Source organism: Amycolatopsis sp. NPDC059235, assembly GCF_042754125.1.
Taxonomy (GTDB): Bacteria; Actinomycetota; Actinomycetes; order Mycobacteriales; family Pseudonocardiaceae; genus Amycolatopsis; species Amycolatopsis albidoflava.
Genome location: NZ_JBHZAG010000100.1, coordinates 1 through 20,927, shown reverse-complemented (window position 1 = coordinate 20,927; position 20,927 = coordinate 1). Strand labels below are relative to the sequence as shown.

The 20,927-nt window shown below is 66.3% G+C and carries 18 protein-coding genes; 15 read left to right on the top strand and 3 right to left on the bottom strand.

What is annotated here, in order from left to right:
• Positions 1-356 precede the first annotated feature (356 nt).
• Positions 357-497 carry a hypothetical protein gene (locus ACFXI3_RS40170; protein WP_378406829.1) on the bottom strand — a complete coding sequence of 47 codons (141 nt, stop codon included), beginning with the start codon at positions 495-497 and terminating at the stop codon, positions 357-359.
• A gap of 653 nt (positions 498-1,150) precedes the next feature.
• Here ACFXI3_RS40170 and ACFXI3_RS40165 point away from each other — a divergent pair.
• From ACFXI3_RS40165 to ACFXI3_RS40100, 14 genes are all read left to right on the top strand, one after another.
• A complete protein-coding gene (locus ACFXI3_RS40165; protein WP_378406827.1) occupies positions 1,151-1,624 on the top strand; it encodes a hypothetical protein in 474 nt (157 codons plus the stop codon).
• Positions 1,624-2,742, top strand: coding sequence for a C40 family peptidase (locus ACFXI3_RS40160; protein ID WP_378406825.1), 1,119 nt, complete (start codon positions 1,624-1,626; stop codon positions 2,740-2,742). The genes ACFXI3_RS40165 and ACFXI3_RS40160 overlap by 1 nt, the downstream gene beginning before the upstream one ends.
• The gene (locus ACFXI3_RS40155) at positions 2,735-3,472 is read left to right on the top strand and encodes a hypothetical protein (protein WP_378406823.1); all 738 of its coding nucleotides are present in this window, start codon (positions 2,735-2,737) and stop codon (positions 3,470-3,472) included. The genes ACFXI3_RS40160 and ACFXI3_RS40155 overlap by 8 nt, the downstream gene beginning before the upstream one ends.
• Entirely contained in the window at positions 3,472-3,774 is a 303-nt protein-coding gene (locus tag ACFXI3_RS40150) for a hypothetical protein (RefSeq protein WP_378406821.1), read from the top strand. Before ACFXI3_RS40155 ends, ACFXI3_RS40150 begins: the two co-directional genes overlap by 1 nt.
• Before the next feature lie 11 nt (positions 3,775-3,785).
• Entirely contained in the window at positions 3,786-4,907 is a 1,122-nt protein-coding gene (locus tag ACFXI3_RS40145) for a hypothetical protein (protein WP_378406819.1), read from the top strand.
• Complete coding sequence (locus tag ACFXI3_RS40140; protein ID WP_378406817.1) at positions 4,907-6,379, top strand: SCO6880 family protein; 1,473 nt, start codon at positions 4,907-4,909, stop codon at positions 6,377-6,379. The genes ACFXI3_RS40145 and ACFXI3_RS40140 overlap by 1 nt, the downstream gene beginning before the upstream one ends.
• On the top strand, positions 6,376-7,803 hold the full coding sequence (locus tag ACFXI3_RS40135) for an ATP/GTP-binding protein (RefSeq protein ID WP_378406815.1): 1,428 nt from the start codon (positions 6,376-6,378) through the stop codon (positions 7,801-7,803). The genes ACFXI3_RS40140 and ACFXI3_RS40135 overlap by 4 nt, the downstream gene beginning before the upstream one ends.
• Before the next feature lie 582 nt (positions 7,804-8,385).
• Positions 8,386-9,684 carry a glycine cleavage T C-terminal barrel domain-containing protein gene (locus ACFXI3_RS40130; RefSeq protein ID WP_378406814.1) on the top strand — a complete coding sequence of 433 codons (1,299 nt, stop codon included), beginning with the start codon at positions 8,386-8,388 and terminating at the stop codon, positions 9,682-9,684.
• 31 nt (positions 9,685-9,715) lie between these two features.
• Positions 9,716-10,804 carry an FAD-dependent oxidoreductase gene (locus ACFXI3_RS40125; protein ID WP_378406812.1) on the top strand — a complete coding sequence of 363 codons (1,089 nt, stop codon included), beginning with the start codon at positions 9,716-9,718 and terminating at the stop codon, positions 10,802-10,804.
• Between the two features lie 94 nt (positions 10,805-10,898).
• A complete protein-coding gene (locus ACFXI3_RS40120) occupies positions 10,899-13,229 on the top strand; it encodes a xanthine dehydrogenase family protein molybdopterin-binding subunit (protein ID WP_378406810.1) in 2,331 nt (776 codons plus the stop codon).
• Positions 13,210-14,340 carry a TauD/TfdA family dioxygenase gene (locus ACFXI3_RS40115; RefSeq protein ID WP_378406808.1) on the top strand — a complete coding sequence of 377 codons (1,131 nt, stop codon included), beginning with the start codon at positions 13,210-13,212 and terminating at the stop codon, positions 14,338-14,340. Before ACFXI3_RS40120 ends, ACFXI3_RS40115 begins: the two co-directional genes overlap by 20 nt.
• A 59-nt stretch (positions 14,341-14,399) precedes the next feature.
• Positions 14,400-15,635: a cytochrome P450 gene (locus ACFXI3_RS40110; RefSeq protein ID WP_378406806.1), complete on the top strand. Its 1,236-nt coding sequence runs from the start codon at positions 14,400-14,402 to the stop codon at positions 15,633-15,635.
• A gap of 2 nt (positions 15,636-15,637) precedes the next feature.
• Positions 15,638-16,894: an FAD-dependent oxidoreductase gene (locus ACFXI3_RS40105; RefSeq protein ID WP_378406845.1), complete on the top strand. Its 1,257-nt coding sequence runs from the start codon at positions 15,638-15,640 to the stop codon at positions 16,892-16,894.
• Positions 16,895-16,965: 71 nt separating this feature from the next.
• Positions 16,966-17,772, top strand: coding sequence for an HpcH/HpaI aldolase/citrate lyase family protein (locus ACFXI3_RS40100; protein WP_378406804.1), 807 nt, complete (start codon positions 16,966-16,968; stop codon positions 17,770-17,772).
• 668 nt (positions 17,773-18,440) lie between these two features.
• Here the strand turns inward: ACFXI3_RS40100 and ACFXI3_RS40095 are convergent.
• Entirely contained in the window at positions 18,441-18,881 is a 441-nt protein-coding gene (locus tag ACFXI3_RS40095; RefSeq protein ID WP_378406802.1) for a DMT family transporter, read from the bottom strand.
• 31 nt (positions 18,882-18,912) lie between these two features.
• Entirely contained in the window at positions 18,913-19,236 is a 324-nt protein-coding gene (locus tag ACFXI3_RS40090) for a DMT family transporter (protein ID WP_378406800.1), read from the bottom strand.
• 1,253 nt (positions 19,237-20,489) lie between these two features.
• Here ACFXI3_RS40090 and ACFXI3_RS40085 point away from each other — a divergent pair.
• Entirely contained in the window at positions 20,490-20,852 is a 363-nt protein-coding gene (locus ACFXI3_RS40085) for a hypothetical protein (RefSeq protein WP_378406798.1), read from the top strand.
• The last annotated feature ends 75 nt before the right edge of the window (positions 20,853-20,927 follow it).

The following is a 20,927-nucleotide window of genomic DNA, read 5'->3' as shown; positions in this document are numbered from 1 at the left end:
ACACCGGAAGGTCCTTTCGAACAGACGGAACGCTCCGACCGCGGATCCAGCCGGACGGCCAGCAACAGGCCAGCCCTCAGCGGTCGCAGGCCTTGCGAAGGGACACGGAGAACCTTCGATGCCCGGAGCCGACAAGGCAACCCAGCCTGTTGTGCAGCTTGCGCTCGCACCGGTGCTTGATCCCGTTATCATGATGGACATCGACTTCCCTCGCGCCAAACGCATGGCGCGCGACTGCCTTATCGGCGTCCGAATCTGCCCTGGAATCCCATCGGTCCGCAGAATGCCGGCAGGCTGCGTAATGCACACTCGCGGCCGTCGGCACCGGCCAAAGGCAAGCCCAGCGATACCCGCGATCAGCGGCCTGCCACCGGAAGCCCAGCTGATCCGTCCGCCGCTGGCGGGCAGGCGTCAGCTGAAGCTCCGCAGACCTCCGCGGCGATCTCCAGGTAGATCGGGGTCGGTTCCGCCATTTCGGACTCGGCGTCGTCACGCATACAGTTCGCCTCACATGCACCTGCTCGTTCGGGCGAAGAATTGCACCACAGCAGGCGGGCGCACCCGACAGCTGGCACCCGCCGCTGCCCGATCCGCTAGATTATCCGGCCCCTACGACTCCCCAGAACTGTCTCCGTGCGCAACAACCGCGCCTTTTCCTCGCGAAAGCGAGGTTCGGCTCGGAGAAGAAAGGCCCCGCAGAGCAGGCACCGATGAGCCACGGCCGAGGGACGCCATCAGCGGCGCGCTCGGCGCGGTCGCGCACCCCTTCCGACCGATACTCCAGATCCGGCGGCGGCGAACCCAAGCCGCCGTCCGCGGATTCCCTCGCACCCGACCGGCCTGCCGATGACGAGGAACCGCACCACCTTTGCCAGCGCCCTGGCCTCGCGTTCCCTCGCGCCCCTGAATCGCCATCTCTTCGGGCATCGCCGCCACGCTGCTGTTTCGTTCCCCGTGCCCACTCCGCAGACTTGGGCCATCCGACGGGACCAGGGAGGTGCGGGCCATGCGGCGGTTGACAGTGAGCGTGGCAGCCGTAGCCCTGTGCTGCGCGGGATGCGGAGCGGCGGCCCCGCCGTCGGCGACCTCGGATCCGTCATCCGACGGATCGCCGTCCGGCCCAGGACCAAGCGGCATCGTCGTCACGCCGGTGCCCGCTGTACCCCCGCCGACGCCGAGCACCTTCCAACCCGGTCCGGCAGCGTCCGCGGCACCGGCGCCAGCCGCCGCCGAGATGTTCGCCTCGCCGACAGCGGTCGCGGAAGCCTGGATGCGAGAGTGGTGCGCATTCGACTGGCGGGAGCCGTTGAACGGGAATCTCGAACGTGCCGGGCGGTTCGAGACCGCCGCCGCGACCCGCGCGGATCGGGCTCGAGGCGACAACGCGCGATCTTACGAAGCGGCCCGCGCACAGCAAGTCAGCAGCACCTGCGACACCGTGTCCGCGACGGCGAATCCCGAAGCGCCCCAGTGCCCTGATACCGCATACCTGATGATCTCCGCCCGCCGCACCGACCTCGCGGCAGGAGTGCCTTTCGAAACCTCGACACTGCAGTCGATCCGGGAAGTCGTCCGGCAGCCCGACGGGCGCTGGCTCGTCGGCGACCAGGTGGAGGCGGGCTGATGCGGGCGCGTGGTCTCGTCCTCGGTGCCGTGGTCGCCTTGTGCGGCCTGGCTTTGGTCTCTCGGCATCCTGCGCCCGCGGCGGCGGCGGACTGCGCCACCGCCCCGCCGGGTGCACCCGCCCCGCAGGGAAATCTCGGCGCGTTGCAGCTTTCCCTGTCCCAGCTCGATGTCGCGAAGAAGGTCGTCGGCACCGCGAAAGCGATGTCTATCTCGGAACGCGGAGTGGTGATCGCACTGCAGACGGCGAAGCAAGAGTCCCAATTGAACGCCTTCGCGACCGTCGGCCGTTCGATCGGCTCCTTTCAGCAAATCGCCCCCGGCCCGGCCAACGCCTACGCCGGCTACGACCGGACCGACCCCGCTGCCGCATCCAGGGGCTTCTTCACCGTGCTGATGGCGCGGGATCCCGGGTACGCCACCGACCCGCGGGACAACGCCGACATCGCGCAGCTGGTCCAAGCCAGCGGAGCCGGCGCGAGCCACTACGCTCCGTGGAAGCAATTCGCCGAAACGTTGACCAGTGTGCTGTACACCGGGACCACCGCGATGAGCTGTGGGGTGAGCGGCAAAGCCGGACCGACCGCGATCCAGGTGAATGGCCCCGTCGTGACGCTGCCGCCAGGCGCGGGCGTGACCGGGTCCGTCACCACTGCCTCGCCGGAAACCGCGAAGGTACTCGCAGCCGCGCTGTCCTGGCTCGGCACACCGTACGCCTGGGGCGGCGGCACCCCAGCCGGACCGTCCCGGGGTATCCGAGATGGCGGAGTCGCAGACGCGCACGGCGATTTCAACAAGATCGGATTCGATTGCAGCGGACTGGTTCTGTACTCTTATGCCCAAGTCGCGGTGTCGTTGCCGCACAGCTCCGGAGACCAGTTCAAGAGCGGCGGCCAGGCTGTTCCCTGGCCGCAAGCGCAGCCCGGCGATCTTCTTTTCTACGGTGCCGTCGTGCACCACGTGGCGCTCTTCCTGGGCGTAGTAAACGGAGTGCCGTACATGATCGAGGCGCCGCAAAGCGGTGACGTCGTCAAGGTCTCAGCCGTCCGGACGGGCGGAGACTTCCGGACCCAAGCCGTCCGGCCGATTCCGGGAGCAGGTGCGGCCGCCCATGCATGAACATCCGCCGGGCTATGAAGCCGAGCAGCCGATCGACCTCACCAAAGCCGTTCCGGTCGACGTGCCGGCGGCTGAGCCGCCCTCGCACCAGCCGCGGCCGAAAGATCCGGCTTGGCTTCGCCGCCGTTCGGTGCGCGAGGCGCTGACCACCGATGTGCCGGGATCGTGGCTGACCGTCGTCGCCAACGTCAAGCCACGAACCTACAAGACCACTGTCACCCGGATGCTGGAAACCGTCCTGGGGCACGTACGCGACGACATCCGGTTCGTCGACGGCGCACGGCGTCCGGTGCGCGGACGCGTGATCGCGGACTCCCCGAGCTATCCGCGGGACACGGTGTGGCAACCATGGGTCCGGTCAGCCAGCCAGCTGGTCATCCCGGTGCCCGAGGATGCCGAAGCCGCACGGGCCGCGGTCTGGATGCTGAACCACCTCGAAGCCGAGGGACTCACCTCCCTCACCGGCGGCGCGCTGACGGTGGTGCTCCGCACCGGCAGGGACCGGCGTCTCCTCCGCCAGATCAGGACCTCGCTGGGACGCCGCACCGCACAAGTCGTGACAATCCGGCCCGACGCGAAAGACCCGGAAAACCCCGAACCGTGGGTCCCGCTGGCGACGGCCCTCCTCGCGCGGCTGGCCCTCCGTACGGACGGCTGCGCCGCTCCCCCGGACGGAACATCCGGCCGGGTGGTGCCCTTGCACTCCTACCAACGGAGGGAAGTCAGCTGATGATCTTGCACCTAATGAGCCAATCACCGAATCCGTTCGACGGCATCGTGCCGAACTTCGACGTATTCGGCGTACAGTTCAACGCGGCGTGGAAAAAACTCCTGGGCGGAGTGTGGGGCCTCGCCTTCGTGGCTTTCGCATTCAGCACCATCCGGGCGACGCTGGAATTGCAATCGGCGAAGCGCAGCGGCTACCAGACATCGATCGGCGAGCACAGCGCGTCGCTGAAACGTTCGGTGATCGGGCTGGGCGTTCTGGCGAGCCTCGGCCTCGTCTTCGGCGCCGTGCTCGCGGTCTTCTGACAGGCCCCGGCATGTCGGCCCTGCTGCTCTCCGCGACGTTCGTGCCCGATCCGTCGACCTCCGTCGACGACCTGGCGAACGCGGTGCACACCTCGGCGTTCGACTTGCTCCGGCAGGTGCTGCCGGGGCTGCGGACCTCCGCGAACATCGACCCGCTGTCCGCCGGTTTTCTCGGGCAGTACGCCGGTGCGGCGGGCCTGGGCCTGGTCGTGATGGCTTTCTTCGCCATACTCACGATCGTGCACAGCGTCCGCGGCGGCGGCGGGCGCGCGGACCTGGCCGAGTCGTTGTTCAAATACCTCCCGCTGGCGGTCTTCCTGATCGTTTTCTCGCCGGCGATCGGCGTCGTGCTGGAAAATGTGGCGAACGCGGCGACTGACGGCATCTCGCGATGGGGTGCCGGGACGGTCGACGACACCAAGGCCAAGATTGAAGCTCTGGGCGCGATCACGGCCGACAAACTGCCCGGAGGCACCTTCGTCGGTTTGCTCGTCTCAGCTCTTGTCGTCGCCGGCGCGCTCGGTGCCTTCCTCGTTCTGGCTGTGCAGAAAATCGGGATGCCGGTGGCAGGCATCGTCGCGGGGATCAGTTGGGGGATGCTCGTGCATCCGACGTGGCGGCCGAAAGCGGTTCGCGCGCCGAGCGTGTGGCTGGGGCTGATGTTCGCCAAACCGGTGCTGTTCCTGTTGCTCGCCGCCGCGTTCGGCGCATTCGGGTCCGCTGGCGGCAGCACTGACGGGGTGGGCGGGCTGATCGGTCTCTGCCTCCTGGCAGTGGCGCTGCTGATCGCCAGCGCGGTGCCGCTGGTGCTGGTGCGGAGATTCCCCCGGTTCGGCGGCCGGTCCCTCAGCCGGTCATTGGGCGGAATGCCGGCTCCGGCGCCCCTGGGGCTGCACGGACCAGTGGCGGCAGTCGCCGAACGGACGGCCGTGTCCGAACACGTGGTACTGCCTCCGCTTGCCGGACCGGAACCTCCGCCGTCGCACACGATCGAGCAGGCCTACGAACACGGCAGGCAACGGGATCGAGGGGATGCCAAGACACCGGCCGCCAGCGCCCGCCGGCCCAGCCATCTCGAGGAGGCCGCTCGGACCGAGAACCTCTTCGCTTCTTCCCGGCCCCGGAGGCGATGATGCGCACCTCAACGCTCGGCGGCGAGGTCTCGAACCGCGGCCTGCTGGGGAAACTGGGCCAGCGGGGCGGCATCGCCCTGGGCGCGGTAGTCCTGCTCGCGGTCTGGCTGTGGCTGGGAGTCGGCGGGTTGGCCGGGATCCTTGCCGGACTCGGTTCGGTCGCCGCCGGGACGGCGGTGCTCTACCCGTGGAGCGGCCGCCGGTCGCTCGCCGACGGGTGGGTACGCGCCTGGCGGTTTCGCTGGCGCCGCTTCCGCCGGGTCACCGAATTCTCGTCGGACGGCCCGTCCGACGAGGCCAGCCTGCCTCCTGTGCTCGGCCAGGTCGCCCCGCTCGACCTGGCCGGGACACCGCACGCGGACATGTTCGTGCTGCGCCACAGCAACCCCGGAGAATTGCCCTACCTCTCAGTCGTGATGGAGGTGGACGGCCAGCCGCAAGGCCTGCGGACCGACGCGGAGTTCGAGGCGGCGTCCGCGCGCTACGGGGTGCTGCTGGCGCAGCTGGCCCGCGACGGCTCGTTCATCCGCGGGCTCCAGCAGATCAACCGGATTCTCCCGCACGATCCCGCGCGGCACCGCGCGTTCGTCGCGGCGCGGGTGTCGCACCGGCCGGGCATCGAGTCGCTCGTCCAGTCCTACGAGGATCTCGTCGACCTCACCGCGCACACCGCGGAGCAGCATCGCAACTATCTCGTGGCAAGGTTTCCGCTCACCGCCGACTTCGCGGCGGCTGCCCGCAGGCACGGGGCAGCCGAGACCGGCTGGGCGGGCCTGGTGCGCGAAGAACTCGCGCGGCTGGCGGAACTGGTGGTCCGCGCGGACTTGGCCCGGCCCCGAGTGCTGGGGGAACAGCGGACCTGTGCGGTGCTCCGGTCCATGCAGGATCCCGGTTTTCCGGTGGACCAGCACGAAGGAGTGCGATGGCACAACTGCTGGCTGAACTACCGAGGCGAACGGACGCGGATGACCGTCGACGATCGCTGGTCGCATCGGGTCGCGGTCGTGCTGCCCGAAGCGATGGCGGCGGTGCCGCTCGGACCGCATTGGCTGGCGCCGTTGCTGGTGGAGGTGAACCCCGCGGTGATCCGGACATTGAGCGTCCGGATGGAATTCGTCCCGGCGAGAATCGCGAGGGCCCAGGCAGTCCGAGACGTCGCCGTCGACGGTGCCAGCCGGCAGGACACGCGAGGAAAGGGGCGCGTCGAGGACGGGACCGACGCGGCGATGCTCTCCGCTTCGCGACGGCGCCTGAGCGACCTGATGCCGGGCAGCGGTCACCACGGCGTCGAATGGTCGATGGCGGTGTCGGTCACCGCCGCCGACGCGAGCGAGCTCGCGCGAGCGTGCACCCGGGTCGAAAACGCGGCCGCCAACTGCGCGGTCGGATGGCTCGAATGGCAGGACACTTGGCACGACGCGGCGATGATCGCGACCTATCCTCTGGCCCGCGGCATGGCGGTGGCCCGATGAAGAACGCCCGTCGCGCAAGCATCGCCGCGGTGCCCGATCCGGCCCCTGTCGCTCCGGTCCGTGCGCCTGCACCCGAGCCCGCGCGGAGCCGCGCGGTCCGCCGCACCCGCTGGCTGGACCGCTCCGGATGGTACGAGCCGAGAAGCGCCGGGACTCGCTCGACGACCCGCCAAGCCGAAGCGCTCAACCTCGCTTTGTCTTCGCCGCCGACGACCTACCGGGGGCTGATCGTCGGCACCGACCGGCTGTCGGGCCAGCTCGTGTGCCACGACCCGTTCGTCGCGTACGAGGACCGGCTGATCTCCTCTCCGAACGCGGCCGTGATCGGCGACGTCGGCAAAGGAAAGAGTTCCCTGCTGAAAACCTGGGGCACCTTGAGGCAGCTGCTGTTGAGCGGACGCCGGGTCATGGTGCTGGACAAGAAGACACAGGCCGGCGTCGGCGAGTACACGCCGCTGGCCCGGGCGGTCGGCGCGCCGTCGATCCGGTTTACAGTTGACGGCACGGGGAGCAGGCTCAACCTTCTCGACCCGGTGATCGCACTGGGCGAGGCGGATGAGGCACCAGCGGGCCGGCCGACTGGGCAGATGATGCTGGTGCGAGCGGTTCTCGCAGAGGCGCTCGGCCGCCCGGTGACCGAACGGGAAGGCAAGGCGCTGCGAACCGCGCTGCTGGCGGCGGCTCGCGACGCGCAAGAGCGGAGGCGGGTCCCGGTGGTTCGCGACCTCGTGCACCATCTGATCCGCCCGGCGGACGAGGCCGCCGCTGAGCTGGGCATCCGGACGAGCGCCCTCCGGGAATGGGGATTCGACCCGGCGTTCGCTCTGGAGCGGATGGTCGAGGAGGACCTGGCGGGGCTGGTCGACGCCGAAACTAGCCCTGACGTACAGCTCGACCATCCAAGCGGATTGGTGCACTTCGACATCTCGGCGCTTCCGGTGGAAGGCCCGGCGTTGCGCATCGTGATGACGCTGATCAACACCTGGCAGTCCAACATGCTGGCCAGCCGTTCCCGGCAGCTGATGCAGACCGTCAACGTCGTCGAGGAGGGCTGGCACGTGGCCGAGGGCGCGCTGGGCAAAGTGTTCCAGCGCAACACCAAGCTCGCCCGGGGGCTCGGCCTCGCCACACTCGCGGGGTTCCACCACATCTCGGACCTGCCGCCCGGTTCGGCGGCGCGCGCCCTGCTGCAGGAGGCCGAGACCGTGTTCATCTTCGGCCAATCGCTGCGCAGCGACGCCCTGGCCTGTGTCGAGCTGTACAACCTGCCGGCCGGTACGGAGGACACGATCATGAATCTCGACCGAGGCACGTTTCTGCTGAAAATCGGCCACGAGCCGCCGCTGCTCGTGCAGCACATCCGTTCGGCGGCGGAAACCCGCCTTACCGAAACCGACGCCGCCATGACTGGTCAGTCGCGCTGAACAGGTCCTGTTCCGACCGGCAGCCGGGTAAGCGGTGCACGACATCGCGAGAGGCCGGAAGCCAGCGGACACGCGAGAGGATTCCGGTGGTGCGAAACGGACTGACCAGGTCGGCGCTTCGCCAGAAGGAAGCAGCACCGAGCCTGCGACCCGCCCAGCACTGGTCAGACCTCGCGGACGCACAGCCCGCCGGATATCGGGGCGATTGGTGCTCCAGCAGGCTCGCCAGTGGCGCGAGAGCCACCTCACGCCCTCCTTATACGCGGAACATCCGCTCCGGTCAAGCAAACAGTGCCCAGAGGCAGCTTTTGCTGCCCTCGAGACAGGGACGATGCGGCCCCTGACAGCCAGCTTGGTACCGTCGGCCTCCCGGCGGACAACGCTGGCCAGAGAATGCCAGAGAATGCGGAACCGATGAAATAAATCCACACTCATCGGAACGACTCTCGAATAGGCCCGGCGATGCGGCCCAACGAGCACGTGCGAGCCAGGCCAACAGAACCGACAATTTTGACTTCTGCGAAGAAAGACGGCCTCGTGGATACGCTAAGAAGCCGGGGTTTGCCTGCCAGAGAGCCTGAAATGGGCTTGCGCAACCCGCTGGCCCAGCCCGGAGTGGTCTGGATGCTGATCGCCCCCGAAGATCTCACGACAGCAGCACGCGCCCTGCACCTCCGCCGAACTGATCCTGGCGGCCTCTTCGAGCGCACGGCTGAGCGGTTCGGCCCGGTCACCGCATGGTGCTCCCTGGCCGACAACGTCATCGGAGCCGCGAACTGGGAGCGACTGACGTTAGCCGAACAGTACGAAGCGGTCAACGAACGAGCGGGTGCTTTTATCGCCAGCGCCATGGTGTACTTGCGGATCAGCGGCCCCGGAGCCGGAGCCGTGCTCGACCGGCTGACACCGCGTGCGGTCTCCGACATGCCCATCGGAACCGCCCGCTTCGTCTTGTTCACCACCCAAGCAGGGGCCATCGACGACGAAGCCGTCGTATTGCGCCTCGGCCCCGAGGCTTTCCTCCTTTCGTGCGGAGGCGGCAAGCGCCCCGGGTGGCTCGACGCGGCAACGCGCCTGCACCCGGGAGTCGCAGTGGAGGAGGGGACACACGGCAGCTTCAACATCAAAGGACCCGGCAGACTCGAGACCGTATTGCGAATCATCAACAATCTCGATTCCGAGGTGGTCGCCAACCTCGCCCCCTTCGGCCACTGCGCGATTCGATCACCGGAAGGGAATCCGATACGAGTCGTGCGGACGATCATCGGATATGAAGTATGGGCAAGCCCTGATGTCCTGGGCCGCATGTGGCAGCGCGTGCTCGACGATTATCCCCGCACGGTCCCCTGCGGCTGGGATCTGCTCAATACCTACCGAATGGAGTGCACGGATATCGCGTTCGGTCTGTACCCGGTCGATCTTCATTCCGGCATCACGCTCAAGGAGGCAGGCTACGGATGGATGACCAGAGCGGGCGCCGACCACGACTACATCGGCAAATCACCTCTCCTCGACGACAGCGGACCGCGACTGCGACTGCGCGGCCTTGAGGCCGCTGGGGAGGTACCGGTGCCGGCCATCGGCGAAGAAATCACCGATGAGTCCGGCAACTTTCGGGGGCATGTGACTTCCGCCGCCCACTCCCCCAAGCTGAACCGGCCGCTGGCGTTCGGGCACCTGCATCCGGGCCTCCGGCCAGGGGCGAGCGTCGTGATCGACGGAACGGAATGGATCGTGCGGACCCTGCCGATCCTCGCCTGCCCCACCCGAGGAGACCAGGTCGACCACGGGAGGGCACTGGTACCGGCGACTGAACCCAGTCTCCTGCACCCGCCTGTGCCACGCGACCACGACGAGCAGGCCGTCGTCGACACGCTCTGAGAATCATCCCTCGGACGGAGGGAGTCATGCAGTGGCGCCAACCTACGACACCATCGTTGCCGGGCTCGGCATCATGGGCAGTTCGATTGCCGCCGAACTCGCTGGCCGTGGAAACCGCGTACTGGCCGTCGAAGCCCGGTGGCCGCAGCACCGGCACGCTGCCTCCGCTGGAGACTCTCGTATCCTGCGGCTCATTCACCCACACTTTCCCCACTACGCTTCCGATGCCGTGCCAGCCCTCGAGGCGTGGCACCGCCTCGAGGCCACGACCGGAAACCACCTCTTCCAGCCCACCGGAGGCCTGCTCGTCAGCCGCGCGGACGGCCCCGTCCTGTCGTCCTTCGCCGCCGCCGCGGAGTCCGCCCGTATCGCGTACCGGCTTTTCGCCAGCACCGAACTCCGATCACGTTACCCATGGCTGCATTTCCGGCAGGCGGACGAAGGCTTTCTGGATCTCAACGCGGGCATCTTGCTGGCAGATCGCTGTGTGACCGCGTATCAGCAAGCGGCCGTCACAGCCGGAGCCGAGCTACGATTCGGCACGCCGGTCGAGTTTCCCGAGATCATGCACAGCTGGCGGTCCAGCAATGCGCTCAGGATCTCGAGCGAGAAAGTGAGCGCCCGGCACTTGGTGCTCGCGATCGGGGCCTGGCTCGGTTCAGCTCCTGACCTCCTTCGCTGGCCTGAGGTGTCCATCGAGCGCACAGTCAGCCATTGGTTCTCGCCAGGGAATCAGGTGCCTCCCCTGGACGCGGACAACAGCCCCTATGTCGAATGGATCGACGAACAGCTCGAACTGTGCCTGATTCCCTCACTCCACGGACGCGTCAAGGTAAAGACACATCACACGGGCCAGCGGGCAGACCCCGCAAGCGGCCCCGCACCGCCGACCGCCGCCGAAGAAGAAGCCGTAAAGTCCCAGCTGGAAGCGTTGTCCGGGCTCAACCTTCGTCCGATCGACGCGGCATCCGCGATGTACACTAATACCGTTGGCGGAAGCTTCCAAATCAACCGCCATCCGATTGTTCACGACCTCATCGTGGTCGCAGCCTGCTCGGGCCACGCGTTCAAGTTCGCTCCGCTCATCGCGGCCCGCACGGCACAGCTGTGCGCCACCTGATCTCGACGCCGTTACCAGACTCCGAACACAACGCCGCTTCATCGTTCCAGCCAGCAAAACGCTCAACGGGCGACCACTGGGAGAGGCTCCAGCAATGGCTACGACTTACGTTGGGACCTCCACGCCTCGTCGTGAGGATTACAGTCTGTTAGTCGGCAGCGCGCGTTTTCTCGCCGATCTGAGGCTGCCGCACATGGCGTACGCAGCGGTAGTGCGCAGCCCCATCCCGCACGGCCGGCTCATCAGGTGCGGCACCGAAGCCGCCACCGCGTCTCAAGGAGTGCTGACCGTCATCACACCGGCCGACGTCGCCGAAGCCCGGCTGCCGTGCGTCGCTTTGATGCCTGGCCAGAAGTCCACCTCCTACCCCGTGCTGGACCAAGCGATTCGCTACGTCGGCCAGCCCCTCGCGGTCGTGGTGGCGGAAAGCGAGGCCGAGGCGGCCGAGGCGTGCGCGCTCGTAGAATTGGATCTCGAAGAGTTCCCTGTGGTCACCGACGTCGAAGCGGCATTGGAACCCGGCAGTCCGCTGCTGCACCCGGAGTGGGGAACGAACCTGGTCTCAGAGTGCGAGATCGGCGATTCGGCGCGCATCTGCGACGAAACGATGGAGGCCGCGTCCGAGGTCGTCGACCTGACCTTCCGGCTAGGCCGCGTCGCGCCTTGCCCGATGGAGCCGCGCGGAGTGGTGGCGCACTGGGAGAACGGTGCGGTAACGCTGTGGCTGTCCACGCAGGCAGCTCATCAAGCACGGGATCACCTGGCGAATGCGGCTGGCCTCTCCCACAGTCAGATTCGAGTGATCGCCCCGCGCGTCGGCGGCGCATTCGGCGCTAAGGAGCACCTCTATCCCGACGAGGCGGCAGTCTGTTTGGCAGCCAGAGAGCTCGCCCGCCCGGTCCACTGGACGGAATCGCGCGGCGAGCATTTCGTCTCCACCTTGTCGGCACGCGATGTCGTATACCGCGGCCGGCTCGCCCTCGACCGCACCGGGAGGTTTTTGGCTCTCCATTGCGATATTCTCGGCAATCTCGGCGCACACCCGTCCAACGTCGGCGGCTCGCCGTTGCTGGTGGGAGCGGCGATGCTGCCCGGACCGTACGTCTTCGACCGCGCGGGGGCTCGAGTTCGGGGTGTCGTCACGACGACCACGCCGATGGGTTCGTACCGCGGCTTCGGCCAGCCGGAGGCGACCTGGGCACGGGAAAGACTGATCGACGAGGCCGCTCGGCTGCTGCACGTCGATCCTGTCGATCTGCGAATCCAGAATATGGTGAAACCTGCTGACTTTCCGTATCAGAGCCGGACCGGCGAGACCTACGACAGCGGTGACTACCGACAAGCTTTGCGCTTGCTTCGCGACCGCGCGGTCGCTCCGGCGAACAGCGACGACAAGCGACGGCGAGCAGTGGGCTATTCCTGTCACGTGCTGTCGACCGGCATGGGTCCATCGGCGTCGTTCAAGGACATCGGATGGCAAGCAGGCGGATTCGAAACCGCGATCGTTCGGATGGAGCCGGACGCCACGGTGGTCGTCGCCGTCGGGGTCAACGCTTTCGGCCAGGGGATCGAGACCGCGCTCGCCCAGATCGCGGCCGACGAGATGAACGTTCCTCTGCATCGAGTTCGGGTGAAGATGGGCGACACCGACACCGCGCCGTACTCGTCAATCGGAAGCATCGCCAGCAGGTCGGTGGTCCTCGCCGGCGGGGCTACGATCCAGGCGGCGGCGAAGCTTCGGGACAAGATGGTCAAAATCGCCGCACATCAACTCGAAGCGGCGCCGGAGGACCTCGAATTCGACGAGGCGACTGTCCGGATTCGCGGAAACCATCTCTCCTGCGTACGTTTCGAGGACATCGCCGCGGCCGCGTGGCGCGGGTGGGATTTGCCGCCGGGAGTAGTGCCCGGACTCGAGGAGCGCGTGACATTCGACCCGGCGGGCTACACATTTTCCTATGGGGCGCACGCGGCCGCCGTCGCGGTCGACCCGGAGACCGGAGTCGTCGATCTCGAAGGGTACTGGATTGTCAATGATTCCGGCTCAGTCGTCCACCCCGCGATTGTCGAAGGTCAGTTGCGCGGCGGAGCCGTTCAGGGAATAGGCATGACTCTGACGGAAAACCTCTCGTACGACCGCGACGGTCGCCAGTTGGCGACAAGTCTCTCCCTCTATGGAGTCCCAAACGCGATAAATATCCCTGACATAGACATCACCATGCTTGCCATCCCCTGCCCGTTCACTCCAGGCGGAATGAAGGGTGTCGGCGAGGCGGGCATCGTCAGCGCACCCGCCGCAGTGGGCAACGCCGTCGCAGCGGCCCTGCCCGAAGTGGCCGGACGAATAACTGATGCACCTATCAGGCCGAGCACACTCTGGTCGCTCATAGCGCAACAGTCCGCCAATGGGAATCCTGACCGATAGGGAGAACTCCGTGAACTCGAGTCACATCATCGTCAGCGGCCGCCCCTTCAGCACAACCTGGCTGCGCGATAACTGCCTGTGCCCTTCTTGCCGACACCCGGAGAATTTCTCCAAGCTGGTGGACATCAGCGAATTGCCCGGACCGCCGGTTGCCGAAAACGTGCTTCTCGACAAGAACACCCTCGTCGTCGAATGGGGCGATCCGGCTCCACACCGCAGTTCCTATCCGGTCGCCTGGCTGCTCGAGCACGGCTTCCCCGCGGCACCGCCAGAGCACAGCGGTCCGGCACGAAGCACTTGGCACGAGGCGCACTGGGCCGCGGACCCGCCGGCCAGTTTCGACATCCGGGAGTGCAGCGCCGACGGCGGCCCCTGGGCCGAGCATCTGCTCAAGTACGGATTCGCGTTCTTCGACGACCTGACGGAAGCCGACCTCGACCGGTTCGTGACGGCCCTCGGCCCGGTGCAGAATACCGAATTCGGGCGTTTCATCACCGTGAAAGCCAATCCCGAGGTCAAGGATCTGACCACCACCGGCCACGCATTGCATCCGCACACAGATTTCTCCACCTACCTCCACCTGCCCCCGCTCCTGCAGTTCATGCTCTTCATCAAAAATGAGGCGGACGGCGGAGACTCAATTTTTGTGGACGGGTTCAAGGTGGCCGAAGATTTTCGCGCAGACCATTCCGACCAATTCACCACACTGGCGACGACACCGGTTAATTTTCAGCAAGTGTACACCGACTGGCGCTATTTTCTGAAGCGAACCCGTCCTATCATAGAACTCGACAACAAGGACGAGGTATCCGGCGTCTTCTTCGCCCATTCACACACAGCCGCCTGGCAGCTTCCAGCCGTCGAGATGGACGAATTCTATGCAGCCTACAATAACTTCTTCGACTACCTGAAGAATCCAGCATATCAACTCCGTACCCGCATGCGCGACGGACAGTGCGTCGCCATGCAAAATGGCCGAATCCTCCACGGAAGAACCGCCTTCCAGCCCGGGTCCGGACCTCGCGAACTGCTTGACGCTTTCGTTCCATGGGAGTACTTCGAGGCGCGCATGAGATTTCAAAATGATCATAAATGGTACGTCACCGAATAGCGAATTTCAGGATCGCCGTTTACGCAAATCCGGAACATCGACAAGATGAGGTGGCTGGCTTGAGTACCGATGCGACAGTGGGTCGTCCGCACGACTTCTCGTTCGACCCCAACGATCCGCACTTCGACGTGGACCCCAACCCGACCTGGGACCACCTTCGCGAAAACGCCCCCGTGTACTGGTGGCCTGCCGCCCACGGCTGGGTCGTCACCCGCTATGCCGACGTCGTCACCGTGCTCACGGATCGACGCTTCAGCACTGAGCTGATCCACTACCCGAAGCTGCCGCTCGATCTGCCGGACGACTTGCTGGAAAGCCATCGGCTCCTGGCCAGGCACGGCCTGTTCTGGGTACCGCAAGACGATCACCGGCGAATCCGGAGCGTTCTGGCCCCGCTCTTCACCGCCGGAGCCGTCGAGACGTACCGGCCAGTGGCCGAGCAGGTCGCCGACGACGTGCTCGACCCGCTGCGGGACAGGAACCGCCTCGACATCGCCGCGCAGGTGACCGCCGGACTCCCTCTTGAGATGACCATGCACCTGCTCGGGATGCCTCTCCGCCTGCACACCGAGTTCCGCCTCTTCGGCGCCGCTATCGTCGATCTGTTCTATCCCGGCATCAGCCAGGTCGCGGTCGAGGTGAAAGCGGCCCACCTGCCGCGGGGGCTGGCATTGCTCGACGAACTGCTGGACGAGCGCCAGACCGCCCAGAGCGATGACCTGGTGAGCAGCATGCTGCACGCCCGGCACAACGGCGACTCGCTCACTCGCGACGAGGTGCGCAGCATGGTCGCGCTGCTGATGTCGACCGCTTCCGAACCGGTCGGGCACCTGATCAACGTCGCGATGCTGAATCTCCTCCGCCACCCGGACGCGATGGAGCAGGTCCGCGACGACACGTCGCTGATCCCGGCGGCGATCGACGAAGCCTACCGGTACGACGGGTTCGGCAAGCTGAATCTGCCGCGCTTCCCGCTTGAGGACGTCGAACTCAGCGGCGTCCGAATCGGCAAGGGCGAACAGATCTTCGGGGCTTTCGCCAGCGCGAGCCGGGACGAGCGGGCCTTCCCGGACGCCGCCGTGTTCGATCTCCACCGGGACAAGCGGAAGAGCCTCCTGTTCGGCGACGGACCGCACGTCTGCCTCGGCCGCTGGCTGAGCATGGTGGTCGTGGGGACAATGGTGGAGAAACTCGTCACCGGCTTCCCGGAAATGCGGTTGGCCGGAGATCCGGTCTACACCCAGAACACCTTCTTCCGGAAGATGGTGTCCCTTCCCGTTGTCCTTGGACGGTGACCATGAACACCAGCGACCCGCTCCCCCAAGCTCGCCCCAGCGCGATCGTCGTCGGAGGAGGCCCAGTCGGCTGTCTGGCCGCGTCGCTGCTCGCGAAGCGGGGTTTCGCGGTAGACGTCTACGAGCGACGGCCCAGCTTCGTGCGACACGGCTTCGGCAACGAAGGCCGTACTATCAACTTGTCTCTCTCGCCCCGGGGCTTGCGGGCGGTGGCAAGGGCCGGCTGCGGTCAGCAGTTCCTCGCCGCAGCGATGCCCATGGACCGAAGGGTCGTGCACACAAGAGACGAGCAAGTGCTGACCACCACCTACGACCGGCCGGACTGGCGAAACCACTCGATCTCCCGCAACGACCTGAACCTTTTGCTGATGCGAAACGCGCAACGGTGGCCCGCGGTACGGGTGCACTTCGAGTCACGGTGTGAATCGATCGACTTCGGCCGCCGCCGGGCGGTCTTCACCAAGAATGGCCGCGAGCGCCTCAGCCGGTCATACGATTTGCTGGTCGGCGCGGACGGCGCGCATTCGCGCGTCCGCGCCGCGCTGAGCGACCAAGGAATTCTCTCCTATCAGGAGACAACCTTGGACTCGATGTACCGCGAATTGACCCTCCGGCCGGCAGAACCAGGTCAGCTGAGCAACAGCGCTATTCACGTGTGGCCGCGCGAGACCTTCTTTCTCTGCGCGCTCCCGAACGTCGACGGCACGTTCCGCGCGACCCTCGTGCTCCCGGCCACCGGACCAGCCAGCTTCCGGGAGGTCGACCGGACCGGACTGCAGAGCTTCTTCCGCGGGCACTTCGGCGAAACAGCCTCGGACATCGACTGGCACAGTGCGCACCTGCCCTTCAATCCGGCGTCCAGGATCGAGCAGGTCCTGTGCAGCACCCTGCACTACCGTGACTCCGTGGTGCTCGCCGGAGACGCGGCGCACACGATGGCACCGTTCCTCGGACAGGGAATCAACGCCGGTTTCGAGGACGTTCTCACGCTCGATGACATCCTCGGCCGCAGCAATCCGGCCGCGCTCGCCGCGGCACTGTCCTCGTACAGCCGCGAACGCAAGGTGCACGGCGACGCAGCGGCAACGCTGAGCATGGCAAACTATGTCGAACTGACTGCGGAGACCCGCGGCGGCCTGGCGTCGACCCCGGTCTCCGAGCCGCCGCTCCCGATCGTCATCAACTTCATGGGCCTTTCCTACCAGGAGGTCCTCCGGCGGCATCTGAAGGCCGAAGAAGACATCCGAGCCACGCTCTGACGTTATCCTGCCGAGGAATCGAAATGCGCTCAAACCACACACTTGCCCGTCTCCGGAACGGCAGTCCCGCTGTGGGCACCTGGCTGCAACTGCACAGTGTCCACGCGACCAGATTGCTGGTCGCACAAGGATGCTTCGACTGGATGCTCGTCGACTTCGAGCACACTCCGGTCGACCACACGACCGCCGCGCACATCTTCTCCGCCATCGCCGACTTCAGCGGCGGCCGCACGACCCCGCTCGCCCGGGTCGCAACCGGCTCCGTCGACCAGATCAAACAAGCACTGGACGCGGGGTGCCAGGGCATCATCGCGCCGATGATCAACACCGCCGAGGAGGCCGCGGCGGTGGTGCGCTGGTCGCGGTTCCCGCCGGAGGGCGACCGAGGCGCAGGCGGGCTGGCCCCGCATCTCTCGTTCGGAGTCAGCCGGCCCGCGTATCTCAGCGAAGCCAACCGCGAGACTCTCGTCGGGATCCAGATCGAAACAGCGGAGGGGGTCGAGAACATCGAGCGCATCTTGGACGTACCCGGGATCGATCTGATCTTCGTCGGCCCCAACGACCTGCACTTGTCGCTCGGCCTTCCGGCGATGTTCTGGAGCGCTGAGGACCGGTTCCGCTCTGCGGTCGCGACGGTCACCCGCGCCTGCGCCAAGGCCGGAGTCCCGGTCGGGATTCTGTGCCGCGATGCCGACGGGGTCAAGGACCGTGCGGCCGACGGGTTCACCTTTATCGGAATGGGCAGCGACGCGCACTTCATGCTGACCTTCGCCGGACAGCAGTACGGAGAGCTCCATGGCGTGAATGAACCGCCCGAGACGTGGTGCAACACGATCATTCCGCCCGCCGATCGCGATTCCGCCTCCGACGCCGGATGAGCGCCGTCACCGGTGTAGCCACGCGCCCGGTTCGGTGCGTCTCTCGCAACGGGGGCCGGCGGTGCCGAGCCAGGGCAATGGTTTGGGTGTGGGTACGTGGCAGGTTGTCGGGTGCCGACGGCGGGTCGGCCAGGCGATGAACTGTCCGGCGACCTAGCGATGTTGCCGGGCTTGCCGCTGGATCCGGCGCGGCCGCGGGCAGCGCTGGGCGATCCTGCGCCAGCGCAGCCGACCCGCGGACCGCGGGTGTCTCAGGCCTTTGTCCACGTGCCGCTTGCCCGGTTTCCCGGAGCGCGCCGGCAAAGGGGACAGAGCGCGGTAGCGACGATGACCCCGCCGCGGGTTGGAGGCAGGACTGCACGATTCGGCAGTAGGTCGATCTTCCCTCCGGATCCGCCGCGGCCGACCGGCTCGGAACCGGTCAGATTCTTTGGCACAGCCGGATGCGGTGTTCAGAATCGCACAAGCCCGTCGGTCGTGCCTCGACTGCCAAGTTCGTCCGGCACCGCACGGCGCGTCTCGAGCCACGGACCCGCGCTCGCGCACTCGAAAAACGTCGGTGTCCTGCCGGAACGGTGCCGCCGGAGAAGAGACGTCAGATGACGCGCGTTCGAGCCACAAAGGACAGCCGGCCGCTCACTCGAAGGCAGGGCCGCGGGCATAACTCATCAGCTGGGCGGAACACGCCTTTCGCTCGCAGGCGGCCGGTTGCGTCGAGATGCCGCCACCGAGCCGTCACCGGAGATCACTTTCAGCCCGATGACGCCGCCGATGATCGCCGCGATGCAAACACATTTGACCAGCGTGAGCGAATCGCCGAAGAGCACGGATCCGAACACGAGCGTTCCGCCAGAGCCGAGCCCGGTCCAGACTGCGTAACCGCTGCCGAGATCGATCTGCTTAAGTGCCACGCTCAGGAGAAACATCGACAGCGCCGCCGCGACGACAGCGATCGCTGACGGAACGAGCCGGGTGAATCCGCGGCTCTCGCCGGTGCCCAGCGCGAAGGCGATCTCAAAAACCGCCGCTGCCATCAGCGCCGTCCAGCCGCCGACGGCCGCCCGGTTGCCCCGGCGATGGCCGGATCCGGAAGAGCGGCCGCCCGCCACGCCGCCTTCCTCTCCTGCCGACGCCACCTGATCATCTCCCTCCTGCCCAGGCCCGCAAACCAACAATGCCCAGGACTATGCACGCGAAACAGGCCATCCGGGAAGCGGTGATCGGCTCGCCGTAGCGAATCGCCCCGATGCCGATCGCGCCAATCGCACCGGCACCCGTCATGATCGCGTACCCCACGGCGACGTCGATTCGGATCATCGCAAGGCTCAAGAAATAGATCGTTCCCGTCGCGGATGCGACCGTGAACACCGACGGCCAGAACCGGGTGAAGCCCTGCGCGACTTTCGCCCCGGCAGTGAAGGAGATCTCGAACCCGATGGCGACCACGAGATAAGCCCAGTACATGATGCCCCCGTCCCAAGAGCGAGACCTGTGGCTCCGAGTGTGCCCCAACGATTATTGCGACCCGTGAGCGCAGACCGGACAGGCACTATTGCCCACCCTTTCGGGCATCGCGGGCCACGCGATCGGCGCAGCCACCCCCCGACTTGTCACGGAGTGCAGCCAATTGTCCGCCTTTCGGGTGATCCCGGCATCAACGGGGAGCAGTCAAGGGTACCAACGGGCACAGTTTCCTGCCCGCGCCAGTCCGCCCCCGACAGGCTTCCGCTACCGCGCAGTAGATGCGTCGTCACGCATTCACTCCGGACGGACGCGCGCATCACATCGACGCCCCCGAAGCCACGCCAATACCGGAGTCCCGCCAACTGTGAAGTGAACATGCAATCTATATCCGTGAAAGCCGTTAGCGTCGAGACCGTGATCGCGTTCATTAGAGCTATTTCTCGTTGCCATAATGCGATTGAAGTCGCACTTTTTCCCGGCAAAAATACCCCCGGCACACATTTCAACTCCCGAAATCCCGACCGCACTTTTTCTGCAACCCCTTACGCTGCGAAACGGCAGGAGCAGCCCTGCTCGCCAGCTTCTCGTCCAACAACCAGGCAAGGAAACCGAATCCGGCCCAAGACGGCTCTCGAGGGCTCCAGTCGACGACCTCCGAGAAATCGACTTTCCTGCTGATCCGCGACACGCCTCCCAGCATTCCCCTCACTTGACAGAAACAGCAGGGAAGCAATTTCTTTCAGGACATCCCACTAGCCTGCAGCAACGGTCCTAACCAATGGGGAACCGGCAGGTTAACACAACTCCGCGACGGTCTTTACCCTTATCGCGGCAATCACCTGAGACTGTTGCGCCGACGGAATCGCGCCGACATCGGCGCCACCATCAGCGACGCGTCGGATCCCGCCTTCGCCTCGTATGCCGCCGATCGCGCCCGAGCACCGCGTGAGCCGCGCCTCCTCTTCGCCGTGGACAACTCCCCACGCATCGGCCGCTCCGCCGAGCAACTCCACAGTGGATTCGGCTGCTACACGGCTCGATCCGGCATCCGATGGCCGAATCGGCATTCCGGGAGGCAAACCGTATGGATCCGCAACCACTCCGTCCGAACGACATTTTCGACGACAAAGCCGACAGCGCAAGCAAACTCGCGCTCCGCGAATCCGGGGTTCTCGCCAATCGCGCCCCGGGGAAGACTGGCAAGCCGAGGCCAACCGAGTACGCGCAATATTTCCCGAGATCCAGGAGACACCGTGAATCAGCACATGCATCGCTACGACGACAGCGTCGCCGAACTGATCTTCGATCATATCCGCAGGCGTCTGCAACGCGACCCGATGGCACTTGACTGTCCGGATCCCGGCGAAAATCTCACCGCCCAACTGGACGGACTCCTGTGCGCAACCGGGAATGATCCCGAACACGTCCTCAAGCTGTACGATCGAGAACTGTCTCGCGCCGTGGTGTCGGCAGACGGCCCTCGGTACCTGTCATTCATACCCTGCGCCCCGATCAAGGCGGCACAACTATTCGATATGGTGGTGTCCAGCGACTCCCTCCAAGGCATCTTCTGGCAGGAAGCGGCCGGGGGGGGGGGGCCCGGGGAGAAAGGTTGAAGCCGGGGTGGGCGGCCCCCCCCCCCACCCCCCGCCCGCGGGGGGGGGGGGGGTTGGAGGGGGGTGGGGGGTGGG